Here is a 24,343-nt window from a genome sequence, read left to right as displayed (position 1 = left end):
TGGCTTGGGATATAGGGGTGGGGCAGAGTAAGGTTAGACAGCGCCTTGCTGGCGGCTGGCACTGGCGTAAAGCCGAAGGTAGTCGGTACTGGTGACGATACCCGCCGGCTGGCCCTGGGCGTCCACCACCAGTGCGGCATTCAATTGATGGGCCAGCATCAGCCGCGCGAGCTGGTGGGCATCGGTTTCCGGGGACGCGGTCAGGAAGGCGGGCAATTCCATGTGCGTGAGGCTCTGGTTCATGGCATCGGCCTTGTGCTCATGCAGCCAGCCCAGGAGCCAGCGGAGGTCCACCAAGCCCGCCACGTTGTCGTCGGCGGTAACCACCAGGTGGGACACGCCGTGTTCATCCATGATCGAGAGTGCTTCGGCGATGGTCGCGGTGGCCGGCAGGGAATAAAGCGCCGGTGAACTGATCGACGAGACCGGCAGATAGGCGCGCTGGGATTTCGGTTCGCCCGCGGCCGAAGCGCCGTATTGCTCCAGGGCTCGTTGCCGGCCAGAGTTGGCGGCTTGTTGGTATTCCGCGTCCGTCGCTGTGCCGTCGCTTTCGCGACTGGCGTGGGTCTCCGTCAGTTCAGTGACATCATCCACCCGGCGCGCCCGGAGCGCCTGCGGTAATCGGGTTCCGATCGGACGCCCGGGTTCACTGACGAAGATTGACATGGCTTTGACTTCCCGTCTGTACGTTCTCTATTGACCGGTTATCGGCCGGCGTTCAGGTTTCTGTAGTTTTCTCCGACTTCGACGTGGCAGGGCGGCCGGCGCGCAGGCGCGCGCTGGCCAGGCGTCGGACCAGCCGCCCCGGCAGGCAGCCCGGTTGCCCGGTCAGCCGGTCGGCCAGGAATTCAGCCAGCACCGGCGCGTAACTCAAGCCCTTGCTGCCCAGGCCGGTCATCAGGTACAGGCCGGACACCGGGGCTCCGTCGGCATCGTCCACACCATCGGTGACCGGCAGGTAATCGTGGGTTGTGCAGCGGAAGGCAACACGCCCGTCGCAGCGGTCCAGGGTTTCGGCGTTTGGCGTGACCACGCCCGGCACCATGGCGTCCAGCTCCGTCAGGTTTTGCTCGTGACTGGCCCGGGTTGGCGTCGGGTTGTCGTCCCGCAGATCAAAGGTGGCGCCGGTCAGGGCTTGGCCACCGTGGGCGGGGTTCAGGTAACGGGCGCCACAGATGACCGCGTCGGGCGCCTGCACCTTGGCCTCCTCCAGATGGGTTACCTGACCCCGGATCGCCTTGAACCGGTAGCCGTCGCCGTCGGGCAATAGGGCCGGGGAGCGGTGGCCGCCGCAAATCACCACCCGATCGGCAGTGAACGACCGTCCGTCGCTGGCCACGGCGCGCCATGGGCCCTGGTTCGTCAGGCGGTCGACCTGCACGCCAAAGGCCGAATCGATGAGCGGATGCTGGCACAGGGTTGCACACAGTCGGGCTGGCTCCAGCCAGCCACTGCCAGGGAACCACAGCCCCCCGGTTCGAACCTGGAGGCCGGTCAGTGCCCGGGCTTGTTCCGGGTCCACCAGAAACAGCACTTCCTCCGGGTAGTCATTGCGTTCGAGGAACTTGTGCTGGCGCTCCTGCTCTTTGGCGTTCCAGGCCAGTTGCAGCAGGCCCGTCGGATACCAGCCCTGATCGCGGTAGGGCTGGTAAAAGCGGTGACTGAAGGTGAGGGCGGTCAGTGCCAGCTCGGTCTGGTCGTTGAATTCGACGCCCAGTTTTACATAGGTCGCACCCTGCCGGTTACCGGACGCACCGGCACCCGGATGGGCCGCGGAATCCACCAGGGTTACCGGGAACCCGCGCTGAGCCAGGTTGTGCGCCAGCAGGCAGCCTGCAATCCCGGCACCAACGATCAGGGTCGAGGGTTTGGGGGTATCGGCACCGGCGTCGGTGCTGGCGGGTGCGTTACCGGGAATGGCCGGGGTGTCCAGCGTGCCGGTCAGCATCTCCCGCTTGCGGCCGAAGCCCCGGGTCTTGCGCATGTCGAATCCGGCGTTGGCCAGGGCTCGACGCACGCGACCCACCGAGGTAAAGGTGGCGAGGGTGGTGCCGGGCCCGCTGTGGGCCTTGATCTGCGCCATGGTTTCATCCAGCCACATGCCCGGATTGCTGGCCGGCGCGAAGCCGTCGAGGAACCAGGCGTCAGCGGTGAACGCCAGTGCCTGCCAGGCCTCCACGATGTCGCCGAAATAGAGGGTCAGGCGAACCCGGCCACCGTCGAATACCAGCCGGTGCACGCCGCGGGTGAGTGGCGGGTACCGGCTCAGCAACGCCTCGGCGTATGGCGCAAGTTCCGGCCAGTGGGACAGCGCCTGGCTCAGGTCGTCGCGCCGCAGCGGGAAGCGCTCTACCGACACAAAATGCAGTGTCGCCGGGTGGTCGGGTTGGTGTTCCCGCCAGGCCTGCCAGGCGGCCAGGAAGTTCAAGCCCGTACCAAATCCGGATTCGGCAATCACGAAGTGGCCACCGGGTGCTACCTGGCGGAATCGCTCGGGCAACCGGTTGTGGTCGAGGAACACGTAACGACTTTCAGCCAGGCCATTGTCCCGACTGAAATAGATGTCGCCAAACCGGGCCGATTCAGGAACGCCGTCCTGCCAGCTGAGTTCGGCCGCTTCAATGCTCGGTGGCAGGACGGTGGCGGTCATGGCCTTATTTGGCGGGTGCCAGCACGGAAACCCGTTCGATCACCACAGGGGCAACCGGAACATCGGCCATACCCCGGGCCTGGCCGGTCTTGACCCCGGCGATGCTGTCCACGACCCCCATGCCCTCGGTGACCTTGCCGAATACGGCGTAGCCGGCGCCGCGTACGCCAGCGTCCAAGAAGCCATTGTCCACCAGGTTAATGAAGAACTGGGAGGTGGCACTGTCCGGCGCGCTGGTGCGGGCCATGGCGACGGTGCCTCGGAGGTTTCGCAGGGTTTGACTGGCTTCGTTGCGAATCGGCTGCTCGGTGGGTTTGCGGGTGAGTTCCTCGGTAAAGCCGCCGCCCTGGATCATGAACCCCGGAATGACCCGGTGAAAGATCGTGCCGTCGTAAAAACCGTTGTTCACATAGCCCAGAAAATTGTCCACGGTGTCGGGCGCCACATCGGGCCGCAGCTGCAGGACGAAGGAGCCTTCACTGGTCACGAACCGCACTTTGGGCAGGGCCTGGTTGCTGTCCCCGGCCGCGTCCTGGCCGTGGGCCGAAGTCATGGGCAGCCACGCAGCAACGACCAGAAGCAGGGCAGGGATCACACTACGGGACTGTTTTACGGAATTTAGCATTTTATTACGACTCTCCTGGTTAGCTGCAGAGTGGTTTCCTGCAATAATTCTTGGGCGGTCCTGATTGATACCGGATTTTACCAGATTGTTGTAGCGTTTCGGTCAGGGGCCAGCGGTTAAGTCCATGGCGAGCTACTAGGCTCTGGAGCCGCCTTCCCATTCAGTATGTCACGCCGGGCCGAGTTGTACGGTTTTCACCAGGTAAAAGGAGAGACGAGTGAGAATCCGCCAGGGTTTTGAAGAGAAATCGCGACTCGGCCGATTGCTGGTCAATCGGGGCTATCTGTCCGAAACACAGCTTGAAGACGGCCTGCGTTTGCAGCGGGAAACCGGCCAGCGTCTCGGTGAAGTCTTTATCCAGTCAGGCTGGATTTCCGAGAAGGAACTCAACCGGGTCCTGAAACACCAGTCACGCTACCGCAACGCGGCTGCGCTGGTCACCGTGGTTGCCTTGCCGTTCCAGCCACTGGTGAGTTTTGCGGCCAGCAACAGCGCCAGCGGGGCGCAGGTTCCGGCCGAGCAGGGTGAGCTTTACGCCAGTGCCGGGCTCGTTCCGATGGACGAGGACGAAATGGCCTCTGTTGCCGGTCAGGGGGATCCGGCCCTGCTGGATCGCCTCACACGCGTTGCCGCCATGGTCGACGGCGCCTCCGGGGATGGTGACAGCGAGGTGGATGTAGTGGAGGGGATCAAACTCACCGCCAATGTGTTTGTCCCGGTCCTGAATTTCCTGGACTCGGATTTTTCCATTGCCGGCGTGCACTACCGGGAGGGTGAAGAGCGCTATTCCCTGCGTGACGACGGTGCCCTGACCCTGGCGTTTCCGGAGCGGATCGAGGAGATCCAGATGAACAACATCCGGGTGAGCGGAAGCCGGGGGCCGTCCATGGGCAATGTCAGCATCCAGGACATCCGGTTCGCGCCCGGCTCCCAGATGACGATCTACACCCGTTGATCATCAGCGCATAAAAAAACGCCCGGGAAACCGGGCGTTTTTTGTTACGCAGACGGATCGCACGATCAGGCGCTGGCGAGCATGGTCCGGCTGGATACCGAGGTGTGCTGGCCCTTCTGACCGTAGAGCTTTTGCTGGCCAGTGGCGCCACGGAAGATGTCGGTCAGGCGCCCCAGACGCTTCTGGAGGTGGCCGACCACGCGGCCATTGTGCTCATTGAGGCCCTGGCAGTGGCGCATGGCGGCGTCGGCCTGCTTCCAGAGGTCAAACAGATCACTCATGCCGGCACTCTGGATGAAGCGCGAGGGCTCGCCGTGGTCCGGCTTGTAACCCATGGCCACCAGGCAATGGATTTTCTGCTTGGCGCGTTCCCGCACATCGCTGAGAATACGGTTCTTTTCCGAGGTCAAATCCTGCAACGCCCGAACATCGGAGGCGGACAGGCAGGCTTTCTCCTGCTCCAACACATCCGTCAGTTCCCGCAATTGCTGGAGGTCCTGAGTCAGAAGGTTCTTCAGATCGTCGTTAACGGCCATAATTCACTCACCCGAATATGCTTTCATCCATCTCAAGCATTTTCTGGGCCAGCTTCTCGGCGTCGATCTTGTAGGTGCCGTTCTCCAGGGCGGAGCGAATCTCGGCGATGCGATCGTCGTCCATCTCCGGGTAGTCGCCCAGCTTCTGTTCCAGCTGTTTCAGGTTCTTGGCCTGGTTGCTCAGGCTGACACTGTCGCCGCGTGCGGACTGGGCTGAAGATTTCGCCTGTTCAGCGGATGCCGGCTGGCTGTTCTGGGTGCCGGAACCCTTGTCGGCCGTGGTTCTCTGGGTGTTGACCTGGCCTGGGCCAATTCCATTTAAGTCAACTGACATATCGTTACCTGCTTGCCTGTGGCGTCATTCCTGGGCATGACTAACTCGAGTGTGTATCTGTGTAACGGCCGACGTGGCCAAAGCTTTAGCGATTTTTTTCGGGGATTTATTACCTTTTCTCCATGTGGGCGGTGCCCTGGAGCCGAGGGCGGCAAGACCTTGCCGCTGGGCATCGGCTTGCCGGCGAAGCGGCCTACATGGGGATCTCGACCCGCCCGGGGCCAACCACATTGGCGCGGACGGTGCGTGCCGATCTCAAATTTTCCACCAGTACCTGCTCGCCCACGGAGGCGCTGGCCAGTGCCTTGCCCCGGGAAGTCACCGCGAACGCGCCGCGCCGGGCCACGATGATAACATGATCGCCCCGTTCCACGGCGTCCGGCGCCGCCAGCAGGTCCGGAGTGATGACCGAACCCGAGTTCACCGGGCGTCGCACTTCCATACCCTGTACCTTGCCGGCGTCCCGCATCACTCCCCTTCGGCTGGCGTTAACCTGCACGGATTGGGTCGTCAGCATGTCTAAGGTGACGCGCTCGCCCCGGGCCAACGGGCGGGCGGCCACCAACGCCGGCCCCTCAATGGCAACCGAGGCGGTAACGAACATGCGCCAGGGCCGTTCGCCCTCGCAGGCGACCTGCAGTGATGGCTGGGCGCTGCGCCAGGGGTCGCCAGTAAATTCCACGGCCAGTGGCGCCTGGCAGGACGCCAGGGCCAGTCGGCTGTCGATGGTGCCGGTCTCAAAGGTCACCGTGTAGCCGCGCTCCGACTGTTCATCGGCAAAGGCCTCCAGAAAACGATGGGCGGCCTGCTCGATGTCCTCGGCGCTGGTTTTGGCGAGCGCCGCGTTGCCGAGCCCCAACATCAGGAGCGCAAAGGCAAAAATGGTGGTGCGCATACGTGTCACTTTGTCCTATGCTGTCAATGACCCGCGAAAACACCCGAAAAACGCTAAGGATTCGGGGCAGGTGGCCGTTACACGCTGTGTGGCTAACGGACCCGACGGTTTTTCGTCAGCTCGTGATTTGTACGATAGATAAAAGCAAGATGCATGCCGGTGCGTGGCCGGCAGGCCGGGGGAGACTTTGATGGCAGGGGTATTGGATAGCGTTAACCAACGGACTCAGTTGGTCGGAAAAAACCGGCTTGAGCTGCTGATGTTCCGCCTGCGCGGGCGGCAGATGTACGGCATCAACGTGTTCAAGGTGAAGGAAGTGCTTCAATGCCCGAAGCTGTCCTCCATCCCCAACAGCCGCTCCGTGGTGCGGGGTGTGGCGCATATCCGGGGTGAGACCATTCCGATCATTGATCTGAGCATGTCCATTGGCCTGCCTGGCATTCCCCAGGAGGACCTGGCCACCAGCTTCGTGATCATCACCGAGTACAACCGGAAGACCCAGGGGTTCCTGGTGGCCGGGGTCGATCGCATCATGAACATGAACTGGGAGGACATCCTGCCGCCGCCGAAGGGAGCCGGTAAGGATGTCTATCTCACGGCCGTCACTAAAATCGACGACAAGCTGGTGGAGATCATCGACGTGGAGAAGGTGCTGTCCGAGGTTTCTCCGCTCAAGGAAGACGTCACCGAAGCGGTCCTGAGCAAGAGCGCGGATCGGGTTCCCGGGCATTTGCCGATCCTGGTGGTGGATGATTCCTCGGTGGCCCGGCGCCAGATCGAACGCTGCCTGACCGCAATCGGCATGGAGGTGGTCACCAAGAACGACGGCAAGCAGGCGTACGAGTACCTGAAAGACATTACCCGGGATGGCTCCAAGGCTCGGGATCATCTCGCGCTGATCATCTCCGATGTCGAGATGCCGGAAATGGACGGCTACACTCTGGTTACCCGTTGCAAGGAAGACCCGGCACTGAGCGAGATGTTCATCATGCTGCACACCTCCCTGAGCGGGGTGTTCAACCGCGCGATGGTGCAGAAAGTGGGCGCCGACGACTTCATGGCCAAGTTCAGTCCGGACGAATTGGCCGAGCGGGTAATGGAAATTATCGACCAGGGGTGATACCACTGCCCATTGATCCACTCAACACTGAGATGCAATGAAAGCGGAAATAACCCCACAGGAATACGACGCCTTCAAAACATTCCTGCAGGATGCGTGTGGTATTTTGCTGGGTGAAAACAAACAGTATCTGGTCAAAAGCCGCCTTCGTCGGATTCTCGAAGACAACGAACTCAATACCCTCGGCGACCTGCTCGAACGCCTGAAGCGTCCGGGCAGGGGCAGCCTGCGGGAGGTGGTCATTGACGCCATGACCACTAACGAGACTCTTTGGTTCCGGGACAATCACCCGTTTCGCATTCTTCAGGACAAGCTGTTGCCCGAGTTTGCGGAGCGCAAGAGTGTGCAGCCGCTGCGTATCTGGTCGGCGGCCTGCTCGACGGGGCAGGAGCCTTATTCCGTGGGCATGATCCTGGAGGAGTTCCGGCGCCAGCGGCCGGGCAAGCTCAGGGACGTCCGGATCACCGCAACCGATATCTCCAAGAGTGTGCTGGAGGTGGCGCGCCGGGGCGAGTACGAGATGATTGCCATCGGCCGGGGACTGTCGCCCGAACGGCAGAAGCAGTTCTTCACGCCCTCGCTGAACGGCGGCTGGCAGATCCGGCCGCAACTGAAAAGCATGGTGGACTTCAAAGAGTTGAACCTGCTGGACCGGTTCATCCTGGGCAAGTTCGACATCGTCATGTGCCGCAACGTGCTGATCTATTTTTCCGCCGATCTCAAGAAAGACATACTGACCCGCATCCACGCCACCCTCAATCCGGGCGGCTACCTCATTCTGGGTGCCTCCGAATCCCTGAATGGCCTGCCGCACCTGTACGAGATGGTGCAATGCCACCCCGGTATAATCTATCGAAAGAAATAACCGATTCCGCAGCCTCGAAGGGGAGCACGCATGTTTATCGATTTCGAGGGGATGAACCCCACGGATGCCTACCACACCCTGACCCAGACGGTGATCCCCAGGCCGGTGGCCTGGGTGCTGAGCGAGAATCCCCAGGGTGACTACAACCTGGCGCCGTTTTCGTTTTTCACACCCATCACCAGCAACCCGCCTTTGCTGATGTTCTCGGTCGGCCGCAAGCCCACGGATAACGCCTTCAAGGACACCCGGGTCAATATCGAGGAGCGCCGGGATTTCGTGGTCCACATCGCCCACCGCGAGCTGGCCGGCGCCATGACCGAAACCTCGCGCACGCTGCCCCACGGTGAATCCGAGCTGGCCAACCTGGGCCTGGAGCTCACCGAGCTGGAAGGGTCCCGGCTGCCGCGGCTGAAGGACTGTCACGTGGCACTGGCGTGCGAGCTGTATGACATCAAGGAAATTGGCGCGGCACCGCAAAGCCTGGTGTTTGGCCGAATCAAAGGCGTGTACGTGTCCGATGACGCGGTCCACCATGACGACAAGAACCGCCTGAAGATCGATGGCGCCAAAATCGACCCGCTCGGGCGCCTCGGCGGCAGCGAATACGTGACCTTCGGCGATGTACTGAAAATTCCGCGGCCGTCCTGAGCCAGGCCGGCTGACGGCGGGAGAGGGCCCGTGGACCAGCTCAATCTCAAGCACCTTTATTACTTCTGGATGATCAGCCGCGAGGGCTCGATTGCCCGGGCCAGCGAGGTGCTGGACCTGGCGCCGCAAACCCTCAGCGGCCAGCTCGCCACCTTTGAGGCCTCGCTGGATGGCCTGCTGTTTCAGCGCGAACGCCGTCGCCTGATCCTGACGGACCTGGGCCGGACGGTGCTCGGCTACGCCGACCAGATCTTTGCCCTGACCGGCGAGCTCAACGATACCCTGCGTCTGGCACCTTCGGACCGGCCGCTGACGCTGTCTGCCGGGGTCTCGGCCTCCATTCATAAACTGATTGCCTACTATCTGTTGCAGCCGGCGATGGTGTTGCCCCGTCCGGTACAGTTGAATTGCCAGACCAGCGGCATCGAAGAGCTGATGCTGCGGCTCAAGCGCAAGGAGCTGGACGTGGTGCTGGCGGACCGGATTCCGCAACTGGACGAGCAGGGCAGTTTCACCGTGCATCCGCTGGCAGGCTCGACGATCAGCCTCTATGCGTCGCCCGAGCAGGCGGTGACCTTACGGACCGGCTTTCCCGGTTCCCTGAACGGCGCGCCGTTGCTGGCCAACGCTACGGACGCTCCCTATTTCGACAAGCTGATGAATTGGTTTTCCCTGCAGGGGGTGCGGATGAATGTCGTCGCCCGAATTGACGACAGCGCCCTGATCAAGGTGTTCGGGCGTCAGGGTCTCGGCGTCTTTGCCGCACCGACCGCCATTCGAGATGAGGTCTGTCGCCAGTACGAGGTGGAGGAGATCGCCTCCATCAACGAGGTCAAGGACGAGCTGTTCGCCATCACCCGGGGCAAGAACCCGGCGCACGAGGGGGTGCGCGCCATCTGCCACGGCAATGTCAGCTTCCAGCCGCTGCTCAGAGCATCGAAAAAATCGAGCAATTCGAATTAAAAAAGCTTGTTTTACCGAGCAAAGTTTCCCACCAAGATAAGGCTGTACTGGGTTCAAACGCAGAGGAGCAGCCGCCATGAAGACGATTCACAAATTCCGCCTCGACTCAGGCAAAGAGCCAACCACCTTGTCCCTGAAAGAAGGTTTCCGGGTGGTACGCTGTGAGTTCTTGGTGCCCGACAAGTCCGTGTACATCTGGGTGGAGCAGACCCTGAGACCCGGTGTCAAGTCCGGAGAACACCAGTTCCGCGTCGCGCACTCAGGCGAGCCGGTGCCGGATAATTTCGAGTACATCGACACCGCGCTGGACCCGTTTGGTCCTGAGGCCTACCACGTGTTCGAAGTGCCAGTCGCCGGACATGACCTGGACGCTGGCGCCCGGGGCACCATGGCGAACTCCGGTTGGCATCCGTCCGCACTGTCCTGAGCGGACGCCCGGCCTGACCGCGAGCCTGGACCCTGCGGGGTCCAGGTTGCCCCGTTTGTGCAAAATCCCCGTACAGTACTCCTTTGGCGATAAACCGGCCTCGTGCCACCGAACCGAAGGAGCCCTCCCATGGACTTAGTCCGCTCAGTGGCCATTGCCGCTGGCCTGACCCTGACCGCCTGTACCGGCGTGCCTGACGGTATCACCCCCATCAGTGAACTTGACGCAGAGCGCTACCAGGGTACCTGGTATGAGATTGCCCGGCTGGATCATTCCTTCGAGGAGGGCCTCAGTCGGGTCACGGCCGAGTACGAGTTGCAGGAGGATGGCAGCCTGACGGTCATCAATCGCGGCTACGACACGGTGGAGAGGCGCTGGAGTCAGGCGGAAGGCACGGCGAAATTCGTCGGCGAGGGCCAGAGCGGACACCTCAAGGTGTCGTTCTTCGGGCCGTTTTACAGTGCTTACGTCATCTTTGAGCTGGACCAGCCGGATTACCAGCTCGCCTACATCACCGGCTACAACCGGGACTACCTGTGGTTCCTGGCGCGCACGCCCGAGGTCAGCGAGGCCGCCATGGCAAGGTTCCGGGCGCGCGCCGAAGCGGAGGGCTTTGATCTGTCTGAGCTGATTGTGGTCGACCAGGGCCCCGTGCCGAGGCAATGAGTGCGGTCCGGATTCACAGGGGCAGGTGCCCGGTTTTCACCCAGATGATGGTTTCCGTCTCAACAAACGGGTGATGCTGGCTCAGGTGCGGGCTGCGCAGCCAGGTCTCGGCCGGGTAGCGCCCGTGTTCGTCGCAAAACTCCCCGGACAGCACCAGGATTTCCTCGCCGCCAAAATGCCGGTGCGGCTGGAACCGTTCCCGGGCCGGCCATTTCACCAGCGCCACGTGCTCATGCTCGAAATCGTGCAGTGGCATGACCTCGAGCCCGCCTTGGCCCGGCAACCAGGCCGTCGAACGGGTATCCACCCGCACGGTTGTGCGATCCCGATCGTCGAACTGATGCAGCTTGACGAACAGGGTGCAGCCGCCCTCGCTGAATGGCGCGTGGCCGGTGCCCGGCGGATTACGCAGGTAGGTGCCGGCCGGGTAGTCGCCGGTCTCGTCGGAAAATACCCCGTCCAAGACCAGAATTTCCTCGCCCAGCGGGTGTTCATGGCGCTGAAAGGACGCCCCCGGTTCATAGCGGACAATGCTGGTGGCATGACCGCGTTCGGCCTCTTCCCGGGCCAGGGGCTTGCGCAACACACCCCCGGCCGGGCTGGGGACCCAGTCCATCGCTGAGGTATTGACCACCACCCGCTCGGTAAAGTCCATGTTCAGCATGGTTCGACCCTTTTTACGTCGGTTCGGTTATTTGATCAGCGCCTGCACATCCCGGAACCGGGGGTGTCCGGCGTGGCGCATCCACTCGAACGCCAACATCTCCACGGTAACGATCCGGGCGCCGCTCTGGTGCAGCCGATCCAGGGCCACGTCCCGATCCAGATCGTGGCGGGAGCCGGTGGCATCGGCCACCACCCAGACCTTGAAGCCAGCTTCAAGCAGGCTCAGTGCCGTCTGCATCATGCAGACATGGGCTTCACAGCCGGCAATGACGATCTCCTGCCGGCCTTCCGGGAGCTGATTGATGAGTCCATCCGGGCAGGCATCGAAATGGTCCTTGGTGATGACCTGCTGGCAGAGCTCGGCAATGGCCTCGACGTTATGGCCCAACTTGTCCGGCATCTGTTCCGTGGCCAGCACCGGCACGCCCAGCAAGCCGGCAATGGTGGCCAGGGTGTGGCTGCGATCAACCACCTCCTGGCCCTGGCTGATGGCGGGCATGAGCTTTTCCTGCAGGTCGATCAGGACAAGGGTGGATTGGTCGGCATTCATCATCATAAGGGCGCGGTCCCGTCGTCGGTTCGTCAATGGAAGCTTCTGGGTAGGCTTCTAGGGTACGACCTTGTACGGGCAAAAAATACTCGCCGATCCGGTGCGGACAGAAAAATTTGGTCGATTTCAGGAAAGGGAGTTGCCAAACGCAGGAAAAACCATTAGAGTTTGCGCCCTCAAATGAGCGACGAGATCGCTGATTTGAAACAGTTTATTGGAGAGGTGGCCGAGTGGCTGAAGGCGCACGCCTGGAAAGTGTGTATACGTTAATAGCGTATCGAGGGTTCGAATCCCTCCCTCTCCGCCAATACAAAACCCCAGCAAAAGCTGGGGTTTTTTATTGGCCGATTGGGTGGGTAGAAGCACCCTCGCGGGTTCGACCGAAGCCTGCGCCGCAGGCTGAGGAACGTCGGAGCAGAGCGACGACGGCCCCGAAGGGGTGAGGGCCGAAGGCCCGAATAATCCCTCCCTCTCCGCCAACATAAAACCCCAGCAATCGCTGGGGTTTTTTTATGCCCGAATCACTGCTTTCGCCACACCAGCAGGCGGTTGTTCGCCGGCAGGTCAAAGTCCTGGGTCAGGACCAGGCCCGTGCTGGCGCCCAGGCGTCGCAAGTCCTCCAGATCCCGAATGCCCATGTGCGCGGCCTGCGCCCGCAGCGATTGGTTAAACCGCCGGTTGCTGTCGCTGGTGTGGCGGCCACTGTAGCTGAATGGTCCATACAGGCAGAACAGCCCATCCGATGGTAGGGTCTGCGCGACCCCGGCGAACATTGCTTCCACTTCCTTCCAGCTCATGATGTGCGCGGTGTTGGCGGAATAGGCGCCTTGGGTCGCGGGCAGGCCTGCCCAGTCATCACTGGCGACGTCCAGCGGGTACGGCGGATTGATGTTGGTCAGGTAGGTGTCGCGGATCCAGGCCAGACACAGCCGGTAGTTGTGCGGGTGGTCGCTGGGCTGCCAGGTCAGGTGCGGAAGATGCTGGGCAAAGTGAACGGCGTGCTGGCCCGTTCCTGAGCCAATTTCGAGGATGGTGCCGGGCTGGTCAAACAGCTCGGAGAGCCGGTCCAGAATGGGTTGCTTGTTGTTCTCGCAGGCCTGGGAGAAGGGCTTGTCCATGGCTTGGCTCTGGTGTGTGGTCGGGATGAGGCTCAGTGGCGAATGCCGAAATCGGAAAACTCGCCGGTGGCCGGTTGTTCGGTGATCTCAACGCTCTTTACGATCGCCGCGTCCGGGCCTTGCTGGCACCAGACTTTCAGTTGGGACAGTTGTGCGTCCGTGCCCTCGGCCACCACCTCGACCCGGCCGTCCGCCAGGTTGCGGGCGTAGCCCAGAACCCCGAGACGACTAGCCTCCTGGACCGTCGAGGCGCGGTAATACACCCCTTGCACGCGGCCGGACACCAGCAGTTGCCAGCGTTTGGTTTCCATGAGTTGCTCCCTTTGGTTCCGTCATGTCAGGCTTTGGTTCAATCTAACGGTTCTGGTTGGACCACTGCAAGGAGCCCGATGCCCGTGGACCGCACCCACATCAAACGCGATGCCTCCGGCTACGCCGAGGCCCTGTCGTGTGAAGCCGAGGGCCTGGACTGTCTGGCCAAGGCCCTTGCCGAGGCGGGGGTGACCGGCATCGGTGTGCCCGAGGTGTATCGGGTGGATGAGACCGAGTTGGAAATGACCGCCATTCAGGCGTCGTCCGGCAGCGAGCGGGGCCAGCGGATCCTCGGTGATGGGCTGGCGCGGCTGCACGAACTCCGGCAGGCCCAGTTTGGCTGGGGCCGGGACAATTTCATCGGATTGTCGCCGCAACCCAATCGCTGGTGCCAATCCTGGGGTGAGTTCTTCGTGCGGGACCGACTGGGGTATCAGGTGTCCAGAATACGGAACCCAGGCGTGCGGAGTCGGTTTGAAGCAATGCTGGCGCAGCAAGGTGACGCAGTGGCGCGGTGGCTGGACCGGCATTGCGCCCACCCCAGTCTGCTGCATGGCGACCTTTGGAGTGGCAACGTACTGTTCGACGGCGACCAGCCCTGGCTGATCGACCCTGCGATCTACTGCGGGGACCGGGAAGCGGATCTGGCCATGACCGAGATGTTCGGCGGTTTTGGCCGCGCCTTTTACCAGGCCTACGACCGGCGCTACCCGCGCACGCCAGTCTACGAACGCAAGCGGGATCTGTACAACCTCTACCATTACCTGAATCACTACAACCTGTTTGGCGGCGGCTACCTTGGCGGCTGCGAGCGCGGCTTCGACGCGGTTGCTGCGATCGGTGGCAGCGCCGGTTAGATCAGCCCGGCGCTGCGCAGAATGAACACGCCCAGGGTCACGGTCACACTGGCCACCAGGGTGGTGAGGGCAATGATGTTGGCGGCCAGGCGGTCATTGCCGCCCAGGGCCTTGACCATGACAAAGCTGGCGGCGGCGGTCGGGCTGGCAAAGTAAAGGAACATCAGGCCCAGTTCCGCGCCGCGGAAACCCACCAGCCAGGCGGCGGCGGTGCACACTGCCGGCAGCACCACCATTTTCATCATGCTGGAGCTGGTGGCGGTGCGGCTGTCGGTGCGCAGGGCGCTGAGCGACACCGTGGCACCAATGCACAACAGCGCCAGGGGCAGAGTGAGAGAGGCGAAGTAATCGCCGGAGGTCATGACCCAGCTCGGGAACTGAATATCGAGCCAGGCCACCGGGATGGCGGCAACCACCGCAAGGATCAGCGGATTGCGCACGATGTCCTGGCCGATCCGGCGCCAGCTGGCGGTCTGGCCCGGTTGGTAGGCCAGCAGCACCATCACCGACAGGGCGTTGTAGGAGATGATCACCAGGCCCAGCAGGATCCCGCCGGCGGACAGGCCGAAGTCGCCATACAGGTTGGCGGCCAGCGCCAGCCCCACGATGCCACAGTTGCCCCGGAAGGCGCCCTGCACGTACACGCCACGATCTTCCGCCTTGACCCGCCAACTCGCCCAGAGCCAGACCAGACCGAAGCTGGCCAGGGTCGCACACAGGAAAAACACCAACAGGCCCGGGTTGAGCGCGGTGTCCAGGTCGGCCCGGATGATGCTCAGGAAAACCAGGGTCGGCAGCGTGGCCTTGAACACCAGGCTGGACGCGGTGTTGACGAAGGCGTTGTCGATCCAGCCAACACGGCGCAGGCCCAGGCCGATGAAGACCATGGCGAAGACCGGCAGGGTGGTCTCCAGGGTTTGCAGAAAGATCGCGGTCAGATTCATGCAGATTCCAGCTTATTAATCGAAAGGTAATCAAATCGTATGCGTCATGGCCAGCGTCCTGGGCTATAGTGTCTACCCGTTGCAACCGAACCAGAGGACCAGGATGGACGCCATAAATCCCACGCCCGAGCAGTTGCAGAAAGTGCTTGCCGACACCCCCAAAGACCAGCCCATCGTGATGCTGAACCTGTTGCGGTTCCGCGACCGGGCCAAGTACACCGACGCTCCCCAGGAGCTGTCCGGTCGTGAGGCCTATCGGCTGTACATGCAGGAAGCAGCGGCCTGCGTCAAAGCCGTGGGTGCCGAAGTCATCTGGTCCGGCCGCAGTGTCGGCGCGCTGATTGCGCCCCCAGACGAATCCTGGGACCAGGTCCTGCTGGTTCGCTACCCCTCCATCGATGCCTTCATGGAGATGATCGAGAGCCCCGAATACCACGGCGTCGCCAAGCACCGCACGGCCGCGGTCAGTGACTCCCGACTGGTTGCCAACATCGAAGCCCAGGCCTAACCCGTCAACAGGCCGGTCTGCTGCATGGTCATGTAGCAGGCGGTGCCGGCGGCAATCGAGAGCAGGGCGTTGCCTCGCCACAGGTGGACCAGGACCACCAGCAGTCCGGCCAGCACTCCGTCAGCACCGGGTACTATCAGAGTCCAGTCCGCCGAGCGCTGCAAAAACACGGTTGCCAGCAGCGCCATGACCGCCGCGGGCAGGTAGCGCCCCAGGTGCTGTATCAGCGGGTGGTCCGTGTGCCGTTCCAGAAACAGGAAGGGGATGACCCGCGTGGCGAACGTCGCCGCCGTCGCTACCGCAATAAAGGCAGCGATGTAACCAGCTTCACCCATGGTTCACCACCGACTCCGCTGTGTCACGCCGTCCGGCCCGGCGGTAATGCAGCAGTAAAACCCCGGTCACAATAGCAATGGCGCCGATCAGTTGATGGGCGGCTGGCAGCAACAGCATGGCGATGCCGGCGGCGGCCGCCCCGGTCCAGATCGGCAGCGCGTCGCCCAGGGCCTTGAACTGTTCGATGGTCAGGACGATGAACAGCGCGACCAGGGCAAACTCAATCCCGGTGCTGTCGAAGCTGACGTTGTTCGCCAGGAGCGCACCGAGGGCGCAGCCAACCACCCAATAAAGCTGGTTGAGCGCGGTGATCTGAAAGTCCCGGATTTGCTCGGCGGCCCGATCGGGGCCTCTGGGGCGACTAGTCAGCAGCGAGTAGGTTTCGTCGGTCAGGCCGAAAATCAGGTACGCCTTGCGCCAGCCCGCTCCGCGAAACTGGCCCAGCAGTGACAGGCCGTAGAACAGGTGCCGCGCGTTCAGCACGAACATGGCGACGAACACTTCCAGCAGGCCGGCCTGGGCCGCCAGCAGGCTGACCGCCAGGATTTGCCCGGCCCCGGCGAAGATCAATACGCCCATCAGTGGGGCTATCCACCAGGCATAGTCCAGCTGGGTAGCGAACAGGACCCCGAACGCCATGCCCAGCGGCAGGTAGCCAAACAGGATCGGTAAGGTCAGACGGAAAACCGATTGATTCATTAGCTTCCAACATTTATTAAAAGCCGATGATAGGCAATCCCGCCGTGTTTTTGAAGCTGGAAAAAGGTGGTAGGGCGGGAACTTAGACCAAAGAAGCCCGGGAAGTGCCATAAATCTGTCACAAAGCGCGGATAGCCTTGCAGGCAAAGCCCCTTGCTGGAGTTGTCATGCTTGGCACTGTCCGTACCCGCATCCTCTGTTTTGCCTTTCTGTGTGTGTTTGCCCTGGCCGGGCTGGCGGCCCTGTCCTGGGCCATTATCCTGAAAGCTGAGGGCGCGTCGGATACCCTGATTCGCACCAACCTCCAGGAAACCTGGCTGCTGGCGGACCTGGAACAGTCCCATCGCAAACTTCAGGACCTGGCTTACAAGATCAAAGCCCAGCTGTTGCTGTGGGATGAAATCCAGCCTGCCTTTGCCGGGCTGGAAGACGCGCTGCCGGCCCATTGGGCCGCAGTTCAACAGAATCCGGAGCTGCAGGCCTGGGCGCAGCAGCACGACGAGGCGTTCGAGCGGGTATTGGCGTTGATGGGCGCCATGGCGTCGGGCATTGAGGAAAAAAGCTACTACCGGGTTGGCCAGGTGGTGGATTTCGACCTGTTTCCAGCCCTGGAGCCGATGTTGTCCGCGATCAACCAGCGGCAGCTGGAAAGCCGCGAAGCGGTGGGTACCGGCGCAGACGAGTTGCTCCAGTTCCTGTCGAACCAGCAGACCTACCTGGTCGCCGGTTCCCTGGGCTTTTTGCTGCTCGTGGTGCTGATGACCCTGTGGTTGCGGGGCTCGGTCATCCAGCGTCTGCAGACCATGGCGCGGGAACTCACCGCCATGGAAGAGCAGAGTGACCTGACCTGGGTGCCCGTGCTTGATGGCCGGGACGAGGTGGCCGGGGTCAGCCGAGCGCTTGGGGGCCTGGTCAGCCGCTTTGAGCAGTTCATTTCCGATATTCGTGGCGCCGCCGGTGGCCTGAACCAGCGCTCCGGCACCCTGGACGCCGGTGCGGAATCCCTGCAGGAAGCGTCCGAGCGTACCCGGCGCCAGATCCAGGACGTCAGCCAGTCCATGGCCACCATCGCGGACCAGGCCTCGGCCATCGAACTGGCCACGGACAACTCGGCCCGCACCGTCAGCGAGGCGGTGTCGGCCAACGCCGAAGTGCAGCAGCGCCTGGTCACCAGTGAAGCGGCTGCGGAGAACACGGTGGAGGTGATTGCCCGTGTCGCAGCCTCCATTCAGGCCCTGTCCGACTCCTCCGGTAAGATTGAGCAGGTGATCGGAGTGATTGCCGAGATCGCCGAGCAGACCAACCTGCTGGCGCTGAACGCCGCGATTGAAGCGGCCCGGGCCGGGGAACACGGCCGCGGATTCGCCGTGGTCGCCGACGAAGTCCGTACCCTGTCACGGCGCACCTCCGACTCCACCCGGGATATTTCCCAGTGGGTCCAGGACCTGGTGGCCGGGGTCAGTAATGCCGATGGTCAGTTGGAGGCCATGCGCGAGGCTGGTAGCCAGAACCGGGAGCATCTTGTGGCGCTGCGTGAACACCTGGAGGGGCTGGCGGTCCGCTTCGACAGCCTGGAGGCTCATAGCGAGGAAATCACCGCTGCTGTGACCACCCAGCGCGACGAAATCGGTCGGGTGGGGCGCCGCTCGGCCATGCTGGATGAAAGCGCCGATTTCCTCATTGAGAGCGTCGAAAACACCCGCTCGATCAGTGAGGCCCTGCGCCAGGAGTCCCATTCCATGCGCCAGCTGATTGCCCATTTCCGAACCGCCCACGACGCGGCCTGAGCCCCGGGCCGCGTATTTTCCCTGATAGGGCTTCTCCCTCCGTGTCTTAATCCTTACCATGTCGGGCTCGACAGGAGGATGAATGACCGACGACGCAGCCCATCAGCCCCAACCCGACCCGCGACAGGAAAAATTCGTCGTGGACAGCGAGCTTCTCACCGAAGATCAGCTCAATGGACTGGTCGAGGAATACTGTACCCGTTACCATGGACTGAACGATACTGAAGACCCCTTCGCCGAACGCAGTCGTGTCCGGGCTGCCGTCAAGCGCGGCGATTTGGTGGTCTGGTTTGATCCGGTCGAGAATACGGCCGGTCTGGGTAGCCCGTCGTGAATCCCGTTCGGGCGCCGGAGTTTCGGGTTGTACCTACGCAATGGTAAGGTGGCCGTCAGAATTCCGTTGTTTTCCCCGTAGTCCGTGTGCGAGGTGAAAGTTGATCAGGGTATTGGTTGTCGATGACCACGAGCTGGTGCGTTCGGGCATTACCCGGATGCTGGCGGATAACCCCGACCTGGAAGTCATCGGCCAGGTAGCCTCTGGGGAAGACGCCATTGAATTTGTCCGTCGGGCCCGGCCCGACATTGTCCTCATGGACATCCGCATGCCCGGTATCGGTGGCCTGGAGGCCACCCGTCGCATCCTTCGCATCGACGACACCATCCGGGTGATTGTGGTGACCGCCTGCGCCGACGACCCGTACCCGACCCGGGTTATGCAAAGCGGTGCATCCGCCTACATCACCAAGGGCGCGGATATCAAGGAAATGGTCCGGGCCATCCGCATGGCGCACTCCGGCCAGCGCTACATCAGCCCCGAAATCGCCCAGAAAATGGCCCTCAAGCAATTGAGTGGCGACCGCGATGACGATGGCGAGTTGTCGCTGTTTGAGCGCCTGTCCGAGCGGGAAATGCAGATCGCGATGATGGTGGTGGATTGCCAGAAGGTTCAGGACATCTCCGACAAGCTGTGCCTGAGCCCGAAAACGGTGAACAGCTATCGGTACCGGATCTTTGAGAAGCTGGAGATTTCCAGCGATGTTGAGCTGGCCCTGATGGCCGTGCGGCTCGGGTTGCTTGATGCCGACAAGGTCTGAATCGGTTCAGCAGCCAGCGGAGTTCGACAGTAAGAACTTCCTGAAACGGCTCACGGAACGGCCCGGCGTCTATCGGATGTACGACGAGGCTGGCTCCGTGCTGTACGTGGGCAAAGCCCGCAACCTCAAGCAACGGGTCAGCAGCTACTTCCGCAAGACCGGCCTGGCGCCCAAGACCGAGGCCCTCGTCGGCAAGATAGCCTCCATCGAAGTGACCATCACCGGCAGCGAGACCGAAGCCCTGCTGCTGGAACAGAACCTGATCAAGTCCCTGCGCCCGCCCTACAACATTCTGCTGCGGGACGACAAATCCTACCCGTACATCTATCTGTCTTCCCACAGCGATTATCCGTCGCTAACCTTCCGCCGTGGCCGCACCAAGAAAGGAGGCGGTACCTGGTTCGGCCCCTTTCCGAGTTCCGGGGCGGTCAAGGAAAGTCTTAACATTCTGCAGAAGGTATTCCGTATAAGATCCTGTACTGAAAGCTATTTCAGAAATAGGACCCGGCCGTGTCTGCAATACCAGATTAACCGCTGTACCGCGCCCTGCGTGGAGTACATCAGCCCGGAGGAGTACCAGGAGGACATCCGTCACGCCGCCATGTTCCTCGAGGGCAAGAACCCGGCCATCATCCACGACCTGATGCAGGCCATGGAGACGGCGTCCCAGAACCTCGAATTCGAAAAGGCGGCGGCCTACCGGGACCAGATCAACCACCTGCGTCATGTCCAGGAGCAGCAGTCCGTGGACGGCGAGGGTGGCGACGCCGATGTCCTGGCCATCGCCCAGGATGCCGGCATTGTCTGCATCGTGGTGATCATCGTGCGTGGTGGCCGGGTGCTGGGCACCAAGGACTACTTTCCGCGCTATTCGATCGAACAGACCGAAGGTGAGCTGCTGAGCGCCTTCCTCGGCCAGTATTATTTTGGCGGCAACACCCGCCGGGAGATTCCCCGGGACATCCTGGTGCCGGTGGACGTGGAGGGCCAGGAGCTGTTGGCCCAGGCGCTGTCAGAGGCGGCCAACCGGGAGACCCGAATTCGCGGCAACGTCCGGGGCGAACGCCGGCGCTGGTTGGAACTGGCCATGACCAACGCCCGCCAGACCCTGCTGACCCACCTGGCCAGCAAGGAAACCGTGTACCGCCGGTTGCTGGCGCTGCGGGACATGCTGGAGCTGGCGGAGACGCCGGCGCGCATGGAATGTTTCGACATCAGCCACAGTCACGGGGAAAATACCGTCGCATCCTGCGTCGTTTTCGACGAGAATGGCCCGCTCAAGAGCGATTATCGGCTCTATAACATCGCCGACATCACCGGTGGCGACGACTACGCCGCCATGCGCCAGGTACTGACCCGGCGCTACAAACGGGTGGTGGCCGGGGAGGGCAAGCGGCCCGACCTGGTTTTCATCGACGGTGGTAAGGGGCAGTTGAACATTGCCAGGGAAGTCTTTGATGAGCTTGGTATTTCCGATATTCCGCTGATCGGGGTCGCGAAGGGCGTGACCCGGCGCGCGGGGATGGAGCAGTTGATCGATGCCATGACCGGTGATGTGTTCCGGGTTCCGGCCGACTCCCCGGCCTTGCATCTGATTCAGCACATCCGGGACGAATCGCACCGGTTTGCCATCACTGGCCACCGGGCCCGCCGCGACAAGAAGCGGCGGCAATCAACGCTGGAGGGGATTGAGGGTGTGGGGCCGAAGCGGCGCAGGGACCTCATTCGCTACTTTGGCGGCATACAGGAAATCCGCAAAGCCAGCGTGGACGAGATGACCAAGGTTCAGGGCATCAGCAAGGCCCTGGCGGAAAATATCTACGCAGCACTGCATGACGAGTAAGGACAGCATGAATTTACCGAACATACTCACACTCTCTCGCATCATCATGATCCCGGTGTTCGTGATGATTTTTTATCTGCCGGTGGAGTGGAGTTATCTGGTCAGTGCCTGCATCTTCGCCCTGGCGGGCCTGACCGATTGGCTGGATGGCTATCTGGCGCGCAAGTTGGACCAGAGCACCCCGTTCGGTGCCTTCCTGGATCCGGTGGCGGACAAGCTGATGGTGGCCGTGGCGCTGGCGGTGCTGATCGAAGAGCACTCGAGCATCCTGCTGACCATCCCGGCAACGGTGATCATCGGCCGGGAAATCGTGATTTCCGCATTGCGGGAGTGGATGGCGGAGATTGGCAGCCGCGCCAGTGTCGCGGTGTCCTACATCGGCAAGATAAAGACCACCGCGCAGATGGCGGCCATCGTTGGCCTGCTGGCGTTTCCGCCCGGCGTCGCGCTGGCGGACGTTTCCATCGGCCTGCTGTACATTGCCGCGGGGCTGACCCTCTGGTCCATGGGGCTCTACCTGAAAGCAGCCTGGTCGGATCTGTTTCCCGCCACCTAGGGCTTGCTCCGCCGGCACGCCGACGCCCATCGGGCCACCGCGTTCGCCAGCTGCTCGCCGGCCTTGCCAAACGCCGCCACCACCTGCTCGATGCTGGCGCCCGGGGTTGGCTCCCGGGCCTGAAAACTCTCGGCGCACAGGGTCTTCCGGGACCGGTTGTCGATCATCTGGCCATGCAGTTGAATCACCGCCTTCACCTGGCTGTCGTTATTCTCGGTATGGAATGAGGCCAGCTCGCTCACCAGGGTCCAGTCGGCATCGGCCGGATTGCTGTCGCTGATCACGTGGGCAAAGCCGTTACTGGCCCGCAGGGTCCGGATCAGCAGATCCCGGATCACCACCGGGATGGTGTCGCGCCAGCGCACCTCATCGTACACCTGGAATTCGAACGGGTTGGGCTTGGCCAGTATGCGGTTGCTGTTGATGGGGTCGGAGGCGTAGGGCAATTCGACCCGAACACTCAAAGCCTGGGTCTCTTGGGCACGGAACTCCGGCTCGGGAACGGAGAAATCCATCACCCGGGGTGGCTCGGGGCTGGGAAACAAGGTGCACCCCGTAACCAGTCCTGCCAGAACCGCCACCAGGGCCCATCGATTCGCTGACTGTCTCACTGCGATAACTCCTTGATGGTTTCGCCGCCCCAGATGGTTCGGGTTGGGTCTTCACCGAGCCGGCGGGTGAACTGGTTCAGGTTGCGCAGGGTGCTGCGCAATTCCCGGAGCGCCGGCGCCAATTCCCCCATGCCCTGAAGCCCGGAGTCCATGGCACCTTCGTTTTCCCGGGTCAGCCGGTCGATGCGCGCCGCGGTGGCCTGAATGGTGGTCAGTGTCTGCTCCAGCGAGGCCAGGGCGGCTTGCCCGTCATTGGTGAGCAGGGTATTCACGGTGTCCGACACCTGGGCCACCTTGACCGAGGCCTCGGCGGCCCGCTGGCCGGCGGTGTCCAACCGAGTCAGCAACTGTGAAAACTCGGCACGCTGGGCCATCAGGGCTTCCACGGCTTCCCGGGTGGTGGTCAGGATGCTCGACAGGTTGTCGGTGTTCTGTTGCGAGAACATCCGGTTGGCGTTGGTCAGCAGCGCATCGGCTTGCTGCAGCAGGTCCTGGCCGTTTGCCATCAGGTTGTCGAAGGCGGAGCGCCTGGCCATGATCAGGGGCGGGTCCTCCATGCTGCCCTCGAGAATTGGGCTGTCCAGGGTGCCGCCGGTGAACTGGATGCTCATGCTGCCGGTGATGTTCGCCAGTACCAGTCCGGCCCGGGTGTTTTCGCGAATGGGGATGTCCTGGTCGACCCGGATCAGCACCCGGACGTGGCTCGGGTCCCGCGGGTCCAGATGCAGATCCACCACATCGCCCACCTGGACGCCGCTGTAGAGCACGGGGTTGCCCTTGGAGAGCCCGCTGACCGGGTGGTTGAAGCCAATTTGGTAGAACGACCAGTTCCGGTCCGCCGAGGACTTGGCCAACCACAGGGCAAACAGCAGGGCGGCGGCGAACGCCAGCAAGGTGAACAAACCGATGATGATGTGGTGGGCTTTCGGCTCCATACCCCTCCCTTACTCCTTCTGTCCGTGGGTGTTGCCCGGCACGGCGTGACTGGCGGCCCGTCCCCGGGGCCCGTTGAAATAGTCCTGGATCCACGGGTCGTCCACGGCCGCCACCCGTTCGATGCGATCGGCCACCAGGACCTTTTTCTGGGACAGCACGGCGATGCGGTCGCAGGTGGCGTACAGCGTGTCCAGGTCGTGGGTGACCATAAAAACCGTCAGCCCGAGCGCATCCCGCAAAGTCACGATCAGCCGGTCGAAGGCGGCGGCGCCGATGGGGTCGAGGCCGGCGGTTGGCTCGTCCAGGAACAGGACCTCCGGGTCCAACGCCAGCGCACGGGCCAGGGAGGCCCGTTTCACCATCCCGCCCGACAGTTCCGAGGGGTACTTCAATGCGGCCTCGGGCGGAAGTCCGGTCAGCGCCAGCTTCATGCGGGCCAGCTGTTCGGCGTCCGCTCGGTTCAGCCCGGCGTGCTCCATCAGCGGAACCGCGATGTTCTCCTGCAGGTTGAGCGAGGTGAACAGGGCGCCGCCCTGGAACAGAACGCCCAGGCGCTGCTGGGCGACCGACCGTTCCCGCTCCGGCAGTTCCTCCAGATCCTTGCCAAAGACATGGATGTGGCCGGCGGCCGGTCGGATCAGGCCGACAATGCTGCGCAGCAACACGGTCTTGCCGGTGCCGGACCCACCCACCACGCCCAGAATCTCGCCGGTCATCAGGTCCAGGTCCAGGTTTTCGTGGATGGTGTGGGGACCAAAGCGGTTGCACAGCTGGCGCACCTGGATGACGGTCTCGCCCAGGGAGGCCGGATGGGGTTCGAGTCGGTGACGCTTAACCATGAC

At 62.5% G+C, this 24,343-nt stretch carries 30 protein-coding genes and 1 tRNA gene; 15 read left to right on the top strand and 16 right to left on the bottom strand.

Annotation, left to right across the window (positions count from 1 at the left end; genetic code table 11):
• Positions 1-33: 33 nt before the first annotated feature.
• From U5822_RS16195 to U5822_RS16185, 3 genes are read right to left on the bottom strand one after another with little or no spacing between them, the layout of a single operon-like run.
• On the bottom strand, positions 34-666 hold the full coding sequence (locus U5822_RS16195) for a CBS domain-containing protein (RefSeq protein WP_322856646.1): 633 nt from the start codon (positions 664-666) through the stop codon (positions 34-36).
• A gap of 52 nt (positions 667-718) precedes the next feature.
• Positions 719-2,650: a bifunctional tRNA (5-methylaminomethyl-2-thiouridine)(34)-methyltransferase MnmC2/FAD-dependent 5-carboxymethylaminomethyl-2-thiouridine(34) oxidoreductase MnmC1 gene (gene mnmC / locus U5822_RS16190; protein WP_322856645.1), complete on the bottom strand. Its 1,932-nt coding sequence runs from the start codon at positions 2,648-2,650 to the stop codon at positions 719-721.
• 4 nt (positions 2,651-2,654) lie between these two features.
• Positions 2,655-3,275: a peptidylprolyl isomerase gene (locus U5822_RS16185; protein WP_425259326.1), complete on the bottom strand. Its 621-nt coding sequence runs from the start codon at positions 3,273-3,275 to the stop codon at positions 2,655-2,657.
• Positions 3,276-3,492: 217 nt separating this feature from the next.
• On the opposite strand from U5822_RS16185, the gene U5822_RS16180 reads away from it, so the two are divergent.
• Complete coding sequence (locus U5822_RS16180) at positions 3,493-4,230, top strand: cyclic di-GMP-binding domain-containing protein, MshE-related (protein ID WP_322856644.1); 738 nt, start codon at positions 3,493-3,495, stop codon at positions 4,228-4,230.
• 65 nt (positions 4,231-4,295) lie between these two features.
• On the opposite strand, the gene U5822_RS16175 is transcribed toward U5822_RS16180, so the two are convergent.
• The 3 genes from U5822_RS16175 to flgA form a co-directional block, all read right to left on the bottom strand.
• Positions 4,296-4,766, bottom strand: coding sequence for a flagella synthesis protein FlgN (locus U5822_RS16175; RefSeq protein ID WP_322856643.1), 471 nt, complete (start codon positions 4,764-4,766; stop codon positions 4,296-4,298).
• Positions 4,767-4,773: 7 nt separating this feature from the next.
• Entirely contained in the window at positions 4,774-5,100 is a 327-nt protein-coding gene (gene flgM / locus U5822_RS16170) for a flagellar biosynthesis anti-sigma factor FlgM (protein WP_322856642.1), read from the bottom strand.
• A gap of 193 nt (positions 5,101-5,293) precedes the next feature.
• A complete protein-coding gene (gene flgA, locus U5822_RS16165) occupies positions 5,294-5,995 on the bottom strand; it encodes a flagellar basal body P-ring formation chaperone FlgA (protein ID WP_322856641.1) in 702 nt (233 codons plus the stop codon).
• A gap of 190 nt (positions 5,996-6,185) precedes the next feature.
• On the opposite strand from flgA, the gene U5822_RS16160 reads away from it, so the two are divergent.
• The 6 genes from U5822_RS16160 (at position 6,186) to U5822_RS16135 (ending at position 10,684) form a co-directional block, all read left to right on the top strand.
• The gene (locus U5822_RS16160) at positions 6,186-7,115 is read left to right on the top strand and encodes a chemotaxis protein CheV (protein ID WP_322856640.1); all 930 of its coding nucleotides are present in this window, start codon (positions 6,186-6,188) and stop codon (positions 7,113-7,115) included.
• Positions 7,116-7,152: 37 nt separating this feature from the next.
• The gene (locus U5822_RS16155; protein WP_322856639.1) at positions 7,153-7,980 is read left to right on the top strand and encodes a CheR family methyltransferase; all 828 of its coding nucleotides are present in this window, start codon (positions 7,153-7,155) and stop codon (positions 7,978-7,980) included.
• 30 nt (positions 7,981-8,010) lie between these two features.
• Positions 8,011-8,628: a flavin reductase family protein gene (locus U5822_RS16150; RefSeq protein WP_322856638.1), complete on the top strand. Its 618-nt coding sequence runs from the start codon at positions 8,011-8,013 to the stop codon at positions 8,626-8,628.
• A gap of 30 nt (positions 8,629-8,658) precedes the next feature.
• On the top strand, positions 8,659-9,591 hold the full coding sequence (locus U5822_RS16145; protein WP_322856637.1) for a LysR family transcriptional regulator: 933 nt from the start codon (positions 8,659-8,661) through the stop codon (positions 9,589-9,591).
• 76 nt (positions 9,592-9,667) lie between these two features.
• Positions 9,668-10,018, top strand: coding sequence for a DUF7352 domain-containing protein (locus U5822_RS16140; protein WP_322856636.1), 351 nt, complete (start codon positions 9,668-9,670; stop codon positions 10,016-10,018).
• Positions 10,019-10,147: 129 nt separating this feature from the next.
• Positions 10,148-10,684 (top strand): lipocalin family protein, encoded by a 537-nt coding sequence (locus tag U5822_RS16135; protein WP_322856635.1) that lies wholly within the window; start codon positions 10,148-10,150, stop codon positions 10,682-10,684.
• Between the two features lie 13 nt (positions 10,685-10,697).
• On the opposite strand, the gene U5822_RS16130 is transcribed toward U5822_RS16135, so the two are convergent.
• Positions 10,698-11,348, bottom strand: coding sequence for a cupin domain-containing protein (locus U5822_RS16130; protein WP_322856634.1), 651 nt, complete (start codon positions 11,346-11,348; stop codon positions 10,698-10,700).
• 27 nt (positions 11,349-11,375) lie between these two features.
• Positions 11,376-11,906 (bottom strand): isochorismatase family protein, encoded by a 531-nt coding sequence (locus tag U5822_RS16125; protein WP_322856633.1) that lies wholly within the window; start codon positions 11,904-11,906, stop codon positions 11,376-11,378.
• A gap of 210 nt (positions 11,907-12,116) precedes the next feature.
• Here U5822_RS16125 and U5822_RS16120 point away from each other — a divergent pair.
• A tRNA-Ser gene (locus U5822_RS16120) sits at positions 12,117-12,207 on the top strand.
• Positions 12,208-12,421: 214 nt separating this feature from the next.
• Here the strand turns inward: U5822_RS16120 and U5822_RS16115 are convergent.
• Positions 12,422-13,018: a DUF938 domain-containing protein gene (locus U5822_RS16115; protein ID WP_322856632.1), complete on the bottom strand. Its 597-nt coding sequence runs from the start codon at positions 13,016-13,018 to the stop codon at positions 12,422-12,424.
• Between the two features lie 32 nt (positions 13,019-13,050).
• The gene (locus U5822_RS16110) at positions 13,051-13,329 is read right to left on the bottom strand and encodes an acylphosphatase (protein ID WP_322856631.1); all 279 of its coding nucleotides are present in this window, start codon (positions 13,327-13,329) and stop codon (positions 13,051-13,053) included.
• A gap of 84 nt (positions 13,330-13,413) precedes the next feature.
• Between U5822_RS16110 and U5822_RS16105 the strand changes: the two genes are divergently transcribed.
• Positions 13,414-14,187 carry a fructosamine kinase family protein gene (locus U5822_RS16105; RefSeq protein ID WP_322856630.1) on the top strand — a complete coding sequence of 258 codons (774 nt, stop codon included), beginning with the start codon at positions 13,414-13,416 and terminating at the stop codon, positions 14,185-14,187.
• Here the strand turns inward: U5822_RS16105 and U5822_RS16100 are convergent.
• Complete coding sequence (locus U5822_RS16100) at positions 14,184-15,131, bottom strand: AEC family transporter (protein WP_322856629.1); 948 nt, start codon at positions 15,129-15,131, stop codon at positions 14,184-14,186. The two genes, U5822_RS16105 and U5822_RS16100, sit on opposite strands and share 4 nt — an antisense overlap.
• Positions 15,132-15,234: 103 nt before the next feature.
• On the opposite strand from U5822_RS16100, the gene U5822_RS16095 reads away from it, so the two are divergent.
• Positions 15,235-15,639 carry a DUF1330 domain-containing protein gene (locus U5822_RS16095; protein WP_322856628.1) on the top strand — a complete coding sequence of 135 codons (405 nt, stop codon included), beginning with the start codon at positions 15,235-15,237 and terminating at the stop codon, positions 15,637-15,639.
• Here the strand turns inward: U5822_RS16095 and U5822_RS16090 are convergent.
• Positions 15,636-15,974: a branched-chain amino acid transporter permease gene (locus tag U5822_RS16090; protein ID WP_322856627.1), complete on the bottom strand. Its 339-nt coding sequence runs from the start codon at positions 15,972-15,974 to the stop codon at positions 15,636-15,638. The two genes, U5822_RS16095 and U5822_RS16090, sit on opposite strands and share 4 nt — an antisense overlap.
• The gene (locus U5822_RS16085; protein WP_322856626.1) at positions 15,967-16,674 is read right to left on the bottom strand and encodes an AzlC family ABC transporter permease; all 708 of its coding nucleotides are present in this window, start codon (positions 16,672-16,674) and stop codon (positions 15,967-15,969) included. The genes U5822_RS16090 and U5822_RS16085 overlap by 8 nt, the downstream gene beginning before the upstream one ends.
• Before the next feature lie 167 nt (positions 16,675-16,841).
• Between U5822_RS16085 and U5822_RS16080 the strand changes: the two genes are divergently transcribed.
• The 5 genes from U5822_RS16080 (at position 16,842) to pgsA (ending at position 21,954) form a co-directional block, all read left to right on the top strand.
• Positions 16,842-18,461, top strand: a complete 1,620-nt coding sequence (locus U5822_RS16080) for a methyl-accepting chemotaxis protein (protein ID WP_322856625.1) — start codon at positions 16,842-16,844, stop codon at positions 18,459-18,461.
• Positions 18,462-18,543: 82 nt separating this feature from the next.
• Positions 18,544-18,795 carry a YheU family protein gene (locus U5822_RS16075; RefSeq protein ID WP_322856624.1) on the top strand — a complete coding sequence of 84 codons (252 nt, stop codon included), beginning with the start codon at positions 18,544-18,546 and terminating at the stop codon, positions 18,793-18,795.
• Between the two features lie 100 nt (positions 18,796-18,895).
• Positions 18,896-19,555 carry a UvrY/SirA/GacA family response regulator transcription factor gene (gene uvrY, locus U5822_RS16070; RefSeq protein ID WP_322856623.1) on the top strand — a complete coding sequence of 220 codons (660 nt, stop codon included), beginning with the start codon at positions 18,896-18,898 and terminating at the stop codon, positions 19,553-19,555.
• On the top strand, positions 19,539-21,398 hold the full coding sequence (uvrC, locus tag U5822_RS16065) for an excinuclease ABC subunit UvrC (protein ID WP_322856622.1): 1,860 nt from the start codon (positions 19,539-19,541) through the stop codon (positions 21,396-21,398). The genes uvrY and uvrC overlap by 17 nt, the downstream gene beginning before the upstream one ends.
• Before the next feature lie 7 nt (positions 21,399-21,405).
• Positions 21,406-21,954 (top strand): CDP-diacylglycerol--glycerol-3-phosphate 3-phosphatidyltransferase, encoded by a 549-nt coding sequence (pgsA, locus tag U5822_RS16060; protein WP_322856621.1) that lies wholly within the window; start codon positions 21,406-21,408, stop codon positions 21,952-21,954.
• Here the strand turns inward: pgsA and U5822_RS16055 are convergent.
• The 3 genes from U5822_RS16055 to U5822_RS16045 are packed head-to-tail and all read right to left on the bottom strand — an operon-like array spanning position 21,951 to position 24,340.
• Positions 21,951-22,565, bottom strand: coding sequence for an ABC-type transport auxiliary lipoprotein family protein (locus tag U5822_RS16055; RefSeq protein WP_322856620.1), 615 nt, complete (start codon positions 22,563-22,565; stop codon positions 21,951-21,953). The genes pgsA and U5822_RS16055 overlap by 4 nt on opposite strands.
• Positions 22,562-23,500, bottom strand: a complete 939-nt coding sequence (locus U5822_RS16050; RefSeq protein ID WP_322856619.1) for an MlaD family protein — start codon at positions 23,498-23,500, stop codon at positions 22,562-22,564. The genes U5822_RS16055 and U5822_RS16050 overlap by 4 nt, the downstream gene beginning before the upstream one ends.
• A 9-nt stretch (positions 23,501-23,509) precedes the next feature.
• Positions 23,510-24,340 (bottom strand): ABC transporter ATP-binding protein, encoded by an 831-nt coding sequence (locus U5822_RS16045; RefSeq protein WP_322856618.1) that lies wholly within the window; start codon positions 24,338-24,340, stop codon positions 23,510-23,512.
• Positions 24,341-24,343 lie beyond the last annotated feature (3 nt).

The sequence above is a fragment of the Marinobacter qingdaonensis genome (assembly GCF_034555935.1).
Lineage (GTDB): Bacteria > Pseudomonadota > Gammaproteobacteria > Pseudomonadales > Oleiphilaceae > Marinobacter > Marinobacter qingdaonensis.
The sequence above is the reverse complement of the archived record's forward strand: the minus strand, read 5'-3'. Positions and strand labels throughout refer to the sequence as shown.